The following is a 6384-nucleotide window of genomic DNA, read 5'->3' on the forward strand; positions in this document are numbered from 1 at the left end:
CCTATTGTTGTTGGGCAAGTTGTCAGAACACGTTTCGCCTCAACTCCATTACTATGCAAATAATCGATAGTTAAAAAAATGGCAAGCAATTTAAGCGAACGATGGCAAAACCAGGCGCTGGCTCTTTTTGGCCTTCGGGAAATTCTGGAAAAACCGATTGAAGATGAATCGCCGCAATCGCGTATCAAACAAATCGGGATGCTGAATGTACTGTACATGATGCATCAGGCTCATGAGCCACTAACCCTTTCATCTATAATGAAAATTACCGGATTGACGCGCGGCGGCGTTATCGAAACGGTCGAACAACTGGTGCAACGTGGCATCCTCACCGAGACGCTTGGGCGCAATTCGATGGGTCGGGGAACGGCGAGACAGTTTGAATTCGCACGCAACGTATTCGAGCATATCCGCTCCACCGGCGCAGAGTAATTTAACTTATAATCATATTATAAGTTAAATGAATTTTGGTCCCGACTATCCATTTGAAGGGCCTATCTTTGATTACTCCTGTCGAAGCAAGAGGGAACGGATTTCTCGATGAAGCTCTCAACGCAGGGCAATAGGGGATCGCCAATCGGAACGCTGACAAATCGGAAGGGCTTCCTTTATGTGACCGATGAGCGACAGCCGCTCACAGTGCGTCGATCATCTCACTTGAACGCGCTTCCTTCTCAAAAATCCAGTCAAACCCCACCTGTGGTCCCCTTTTGCTGAGAGTGAGGCCGATAGTGAGGAGAGATCGTATTCCAACGAAAGTAACAAAGTCCGCCGCCTCCACCCGAAGGTGAAGGCCATTTGTGAAGGGTCGCAGAAACGCGTAACCGTCGCCAAAACCGATGACGCTCTCACGACCAATAATGTCGATCGACACAAATTGTGCACTGAATTCGGTGTGTAGAAATTTGCCTGCCTCATCGGGGTTCGAAACGAGGACGAACGCTTCAGCACGGTGTTTATACGTAAGATTTTTCATCATAGGGCCTGAGTTTTTCACGTTCCGACGCACAGAGCACCTTTCTCCATTACGGTCGCTGAACTGCTTGCACCTCTGCAGTCGCCCTCACTAAACCAACATATCGATCAGTTACTGCTGATCGTCATGCAAGTGAGACGTCGCGGAGCGAACGAGACTTGATAACGCGATGGCTATCGAAACCCTTCTGTGCGGAACCGAGGCAGTTGGGGCTAGCCGTTGTCGACCAGGAGCTCTTTGACTGCGCTACAAAAACTCTCGATCTCATCCGCCTGATGGCTGGCGGTGAGAGAGACACGCAATCCTGCTTCTCCCCTGGCTACCGTTGGGAAGAAAATTGCTGAAGCGTAGAATTTATGTTTCAGAAGTTCCTGAGCACACCCAATTGATGTCATTTCATCGCCGATACGGATAATGCGGATCGGCAGCGTGGATCCCGATTGGGCTGTGGGCATCAGTCTGTCAAAAAGTGCGATATTGTCCTGCAACGCGGCTTGTCGTTGCCCAAGCTCTGGAGATCGATGGATTTCAGCTGAAGCCAACGCTGCACCAATAGCTGCTGTATTGAGTGATGCCGAGAATGCGTGTGCAATTGCATAACGGCGAAACAAACTTTCCTGATGGGCGGTTCCCAGCATCAGCAACCCGCCAGATGCTCCAAATCCTTTGCCCAACGATGTGACGATTATGGTTCGGTCTCCCAGGTTATCGAATTGGGATCTCGCATAACCCTGCCCTTCCTTACCGACAATGGATACTCCATGTGCATCGTCAATGTACAAGAACAAGTCGTATTTTTCTTGCAGCTGTTTCAATTCATCGATGCGCGCGCCGCCTCCCATAGAGTACACGCCATCGCAAATGTATGCGACGTTTCGGTTCTTTTTGCAGATGTCCTCGAGTGCTTCATAGTCGTTGTGCGGTATCGTTTGAACGGCGGTTTCATCGGCCATTGTTTTCTTGTGGTAGGCAAGGGTCGCGTGAGCAAACCGATCGAAAACCATCGTTGGCTTTATACCGCCAGTCAGATGACCAGAAGCAACCAATGGAAGTGCGCTCATGTTAGCGGCCAGAACGGTCGTATAGGTAATTGAACGGGCTTCGAAGAGCTGCGAAAGCGCCTCTTCGAGTTCGCCAAGCTGTGCGAAGTTCAGCCTTGTCCGCGCGCAGGACCAATGTAGGCTACCGTTTTGTCGAACTGCTTCAATGGCTCCCCCGACGATACGTGGGTGATTGTCCAGCCCGAGATAGGAACACCGGACGAAATCAATGACATTGTCGTTGCGACCGAGTAACTGGACCTGGCGCCTTTCTCTCGGGACCGCGTAAAGCGCCATAACACCTTGAAGGTGAGCCGCTTCGAAATGAGAGCCTGCAATATCGATCAACTTCGCAGTATTGCGAGTACCCGTTCCAGATAGACGTTGAGATGAATCAAACGGAATTCTTGGCATCACATCCTCCATTGTGGTGCCAGTATGAAAGCTGGAAGAAATATTATTCGCAACAAAGCAGTTAAGAAGAATTATAGTTTATATTAATTACAATATTTACATTATTATCATTCATAAGTTTATTGTGAAAATTCGAACGCATATCCTGTCGTATGTACTGTTCGGATAAGGTTCTTTCCGGTCAATTTCCATAGCTGACGCCTTAGATTGCCGACATGTACGTCCACCGTTCGCAGTTGGACATAGTGATGCGCGGGCCAACCGATCTTGATGATTTGCTCCCGCTTCATTACCTGTCCTGGTGCGGCAATGAACCCTCGCAGAATTCGAAACTCGGTGGGCGTTAACCTTATTTCCAGACTCCCAAGTCTCAGGATTCTTTCGTCTGGCAGGATATTTAGATCGCCGATATGGACACGTTCACGACGATCAGACGTCAGTGTCTTGCGTTCCAGTGGCATGGATTCCCGTTCGTGTAAAAAGGACAGAACCCGCTCGGGCACGAATGGATGAGGGAAAATTTCGTCAAATCCAGCCTGTAAAAAATCAAGAAAATTCGTCGAATTACAGGGTTTAGTCAGCGCTACGAGAATTATATCTCTGGTGGCGGGGTTTTGTTTGATGGTAGCACAGACATCAAAAATGGGCTCCGTGTTCTCGCTTGTATCAAACAATATCGCATATGGAATTGCTTCCGTTGCGAAGTTCGATGAAGCTTGCAGGTCCATGAGGCTTGGCACGTAACCGCCGACACTGAGAATGTGACTTAGTATGAGGTAGCTCTGTGGGTTCTCTGTGCAGATCGGTACGTTGAGATTCACGATCAATTTTCTCCGATGAGATAAATGTTGCGACAAAGTTTTTACAAGTGCGATAAATTTTAATAAAAATTGCACATTGGTCAACCAAAATAAGTTTGAAAGTCTATTATCGAGAGTTATTATCATATTTTTGTTACATCAAAATTCGGATCGAGTATATTGCACGGCATGCGTCCTTGGCTACGAGTCCGCCGACTACCGGGTCATCTAACCTTTAAGGTTACGCTCCACAGGTGCTTGTAACTCGGGAGATGTTTCCAGCACCGCTGGAGCTTCACGTTTGCGGTCAGTTCAGCACGTTTCGACGAAATTACGACGCCGGAACTACACGGTCCGGCGTCTGTTTGCATACTTTCGCGATGTTCAACCTCGAACCCACATGTTCCATCTTTGCAGTAACACCCTGGCATTCTCGTTGATCCATTTGGCATCTGGAACCACGACGGTGTCTCGAACTTGTATTGCTGTCGGCATGAAACTCCTGGTTTCATCGGACATCATTGCAATCGCTTCCGTACTCGGAGGTGTACAGGCCAAGACATCGCAAGCCTTTGCCTGGGCGATCGGATTCTCGAGCCAGAAAGCTATGAGTTTGAGTGCATTTTCCCGATTTGGCGCTCCCTTCACTAGCGCAATGCGATCGCCAACCAAGAACGATGCTTCATAGGACCAACCGATTGGGCGCCCCTCAGCTTGCAGAGCACGTGCACGGGTAAGCCAGATTTGGCCGAGCGCATATTCGTTGTTGCGAAACCCCTGGACACTTTGATCTCCGCTCTTCCACCATAACGAGACGGCTGGACGGATTTCGTCCAGTTTCTTGAATGCTCGATCAACATCGAGTGGGAAAAGTTCATCGCGTTTCACACCGTCAGCAAGTAGTGCGGCGGCCAGCACGCGCCAGGGATCGTCAAAATTCGGGAATGCCCTGCCTCCTGGAAACTCGGATACATTCCACATATCAGCCCAAGTCCGCGGCTCCCGTCGACCTTCCTTTTCTTTCCGGTAGACGAGCAACGTTGCGGTCGACTGGAGCAAAGCACCGCCCGGCGCACACGCATTCTCGGGCAAATCAGGCCGGTCAGCGAATGCTTTACAAAACTCGCTCAGGTCTTCGGTTACAAGTCGATGAGCCTCGGATTCCGACTGGATTTCTCCATCAAGATAAAGATCCCAGGAAACGTTTCCGGCCTTGACCATTGCTGAGGCTTTCGCCCGCATTTCCGAATTGGTTGCTGATACCATTCTTACGCGAATGCCCGTCTGCTCAGTAAAAGGATCGAACCAGGCTTCTTTTAGGGCGCGATCGTAAGCACCTCCGGTCGATGCGATAACGACCTCATTGGCCGATGTCGCACCGGCGTGCGCACTTATCGCAAGGGTTATCGCCGTGACAGTCATGGATCTGCAGACGAATTCGGTCACTTTATGAATTATCATGATTGTTTCCCCGTTTTTCAGTTTTGTTTGCAGCGTGTAAGCGCGAACGACAATGCGATGAGGCACATCGACACCAGGACGACCACAGTGGAGGCGGCTGCAATGGTCGGTGTCAGATTAAAGTCAATGTCTTCAAACATCTTTCTACCGATCGTCTTGCCGTTGATATCCGAAATGAAGAACGTCACGGTGGCCTCATCGAAAGAGGCCAGAAAGGCGAAGACAAATCCGGCGCCGATACTTGGGGCGATCATCGGCAACGTGATGTGGAAGAACGCTCTGCCACGTCCTGCTCCGCAATTCAGGGCCGCAAGCTCCAATGCTGGGTCGAAGCGCTGTAGAGCCGCTACTACGGTAATCATCACGAATGGAACCGACAGGACTGTGTGACTGACCAGAAATCCCGAAAAGGTTCCGGTCAATTGATGCGGTGCAAAAACCAGATAGAGGGCGACACCCAGAACAATATGCGGAACAATCATCGGGCCGATCGTCAGTACCTGGAAAACCCCTTTGAAGGGTAGCTCGCCTCTAACAAAAGCGAGAGACGCCATGGTTCCCACAACGGTGGAAGTCAGGGCTGTCGCCAAGGCGATTTTCAGACTGAACCATGTTGAAGCCATCCAGTCAGGGTCGCCGAAATATGCAGCGTACCATCTTAACGACAGACCTTGCGGCGGGAATTGCAGGTAATCCGTCTGGCTGAACGACATTGGGACGATTATCAGTGTGGGTAGGATGAGAAACAACAAGATGATACTCACGAAGAAGGCCGCGAACAGTTTCCAGGCGAGATTACCCATGCGCCATCCTTTCAGTGACATTCTTGAAGTCCCGGTCTCCGGTCTCGAACCGATTGTAGGGAACTGATTAATGGACACTTCCGAACCCCTTATTGAGCGCTAGTACTCGTCGGAAGCACGCGACAAAGATAATTGTCATGCCAAGCAACACAGTTGAAAGAGCAGCAGCGAATGGCCAATCCAGAGTCACAGTAGTTTCCTGACCGATCAGCGTTGCCATCAACATGGAATCCGGCCCTCCAACCAGAGCGGGCGTTATGTAAAAGCCGAGCGCCAAAACAAAGCATAGGGTAGCTCCGGCAAAGATCCCGGGAAGACACAAAGGAAATGTGACGACGAAGAAAGCCTTCCAGGGATTTGCGCCTAGGTTCAGAGCAGCTCGATCAAGGTCCTTGGGTATAGCTTTGAGCGCAGCATAGATGGGCAGTACAACGAAAGGCATGAGAACATGTGCCATCGCCAATGTCACCGCTCCTTGCGTGTAAAGAAGCTTGAAGGGTTGTTCAGTTAAACCGACGGCGCTGAGAAACCCGTTCACGATCCCATTCCGCTGCAATAGGACAATCCAGGCATAGGAGCGAACAAGAACCGAAGTCCAGAGCGGAATGAAGACGCAAATCGCCGCTATAATCCCTGCAAGTTTTCCTGCTCTTGCCATGGTCAGAGCGACAGGAAAGCCCAGCACGCATCCAATGGCAGTCACAGCGACCGCAACGCCAACCGTGGAAGCCAGGACATCAAGATAAAGACTTCCCTCAACGATGCGTCCATAGCTTATCGCATCGTCCGAAAAACTAAGAAAGATGAGTCGGCTGACCTGCCACTGAACTTTCATCCAACGGCGATTAGAGCCTCGGCGGTTTTGACTACGCCAATTGGCGTGTTGGTAG

The 6384-nt window shown here is 50.3% G+C and carries 7 protein-coding genes; 1 reads left to right on the forward strand and 6 read right to left on the reverse strand.

Translation table 11 applies throughout. The features are described 5' to 3' along the window. Window positions 1-78 precede the first annotated feature (78 nt). On the forward strand, window positions 79-432 hold the full coding sequence (locus tag JNC63_RS03090; protein WP_006468244.1) for a hypothetical protein: 354 nt from the start codon (window positions 79-81) through the stop codon (window positions 430-432). A gap of 202 nt (window positions 433-634) precedes the next feature. Here JNC63_RS03090 and JNC63_RS03095 read toward each other — a convergent pair whose 3' ends face one another. The 6 genes from JNC63_RS03095 to JNC63_RS03120 form a co-directional block, all read right to left on the reverse strand. Continuing rightward, a complete protein-coding gene (locus tag JNC63_RS03095) occupies window positions 635-979 on the reverse strand; it encodes a hypothetical protein (protein WP_006472031.1) in 345 nt (114 codons plus the stop codon). Window positions 980-1188: 209 nt separating this feature from the next. Continuing rightward, window positions 1189-2430: an 8-amino-7-oxononanoate synthase family protein gene (locus JNC63_RS03100; protein WP_006472030.1), complete on the reverse strand. Its 1242-nt coding sequence runs from the start codon at window positions 2428-2430 to the stop codon at window positions 1189-1191. Window positions 2431-2549: 119 nt separating this feature from the next. After that, complete coding sequence (locus JNC63_RS03105) at window positions 2550-3251, reverse strand: winged helix-turn-helix domain-containing protein (RefSeq protein WP_157796391.1); 702 nt, start codon at window positions 3249-3251, stop codon at window positions 2550-2552. A 363-nt stretch (window positions 3252-3614) separates the two neighbouring features. Next, complete coding sequence (locus JNC63_RS03110; protein ID WP_050791035.1) at window positions 3615-4652, reverse strand: ABC transporter substrate-binding protein; 1038 nt, start codon at window positions 4650-4652, stop codon at window positions 3615-3617. Window positions 4653-4708: 56 nt separating this feature from the next. After that, complete coding sequence (locus JNC63_RS03115; RefSeq protein WP_374846112.1) at window positions 4709-5494, reverse strand: ABC transporter permease; 786 nt, start codon at window positions 5492-5494, stop codon at window positions 4709-4711. 67 nt (window positions 5495-5561) lie between these two features. Then, window positions 5562-6329 (reverse strand): ABC transporter permease, encoded by a 768-nt coding sequence (locus JNC63_RS03120; RefSeq protein WP_374846115.1) that lies wholly within the window; start codon window positions 6327-6329, stop codon window positions 5562-5564. Between the last annotated feature and the right edge of the window lie 55 nt (window positions 6330-6384).

The sequence above is a fragment of the Brucella ciceri genome (assembly GCF_041930145.1).
Classification (GTDB): domain Bacteria; phylum Pseudomonadota; class Alphaproteobacteria; order Rhizobiales; family Rhizobiaceae; genus Brucella; species Brucella intermedia.